This is a genomic window from Cellulosimicrobium sp. GQ32, assembly GCF_059758455.1.
On the sequence record NZ_JCAXEP010000031.1, the window covers coordinates 1 to 851 of the forward strand.

Here is an 851-nt window from a genome sequence, read left to right on the forward strand (position 1 = left end):
GTCCTGCACACCGCGCGCGACGGCGTCGTGCGACTCACCGACTCCGCGACGGGACTGACCACCCAGATCGCGGACCTCGACGTCTACTCCAACTCGGAGGACGGGCTCCAGGGCATCTCGCTCGACCCGAACTTCGCGGAGAACCACTTCGTCTACATGGTGTACGCGCCTCGGGTCATGTCGGGCACGTCGCCCTCCGGGGTCGACTACCCGGAGACGACGCCGAACGGCAGCGCGCCGAACTCGCTCCCCGCGGGCGAGGACGAGAGCTACTGGGACCGGTGGCTGGGCTACAACGTGCTGTCGCGGTTCACGTGGGACCCGGCGACCGACGCCATCGACCTGTCCACCGAGCGCGAGATCATCAAGGTCGACGCGCAGCGCGGGCAGTGCTGCCACGTGGGCGCGGACATGGCGTGGGACGAGGAGGGGAACCTGTTCCTCTCCACCGGTGACAACACCCCGGCGAGCACCCCGGGTGCCGCCGGGTACGCGCCGAACAACAACGCGCCGGGCATGAACCCCGGCTTCGACGACCGCCGCGGTGCGGGCAGCACGAACGACCTGCGCGGCAAGATCCTGCGGATCAACCCGATCGAGGACCTCGCGGCCGGCACCGAGGTGGGTCCGGGGAGCACGTACACGATCCCCGAGGGCAACCTGTTCGACGACCCGCAGTACGACGACGTGCGCGACCTCGTGCGCGACGAGACGTACGTCATGGGGCTGCGCAACCCGTTCCGGATCGACTACGACGCCCAGTCCGGCGCGCTCGTGTGGGGCGACTACGGCCCCGACGCGGCTGCCGCGGACCCGAACCGTGGCCCCATGGGCTACGTCGAGTGGCAGCT

General features: G+C 70.0%; 1 protein-coding gene. It reads left to right on the forward strand.

The genetic code is table 11. The features are described 5' to 3' along the window. Window positions 1–851, forward strand: an 851-nt coding sequence (locus tag AC6CH9_RS20795) for a PQQ-dependent sugar dehydrogenase (RefSeq protein WP_498156596.1), incomplete at both ends; no start/stop codon positions are given.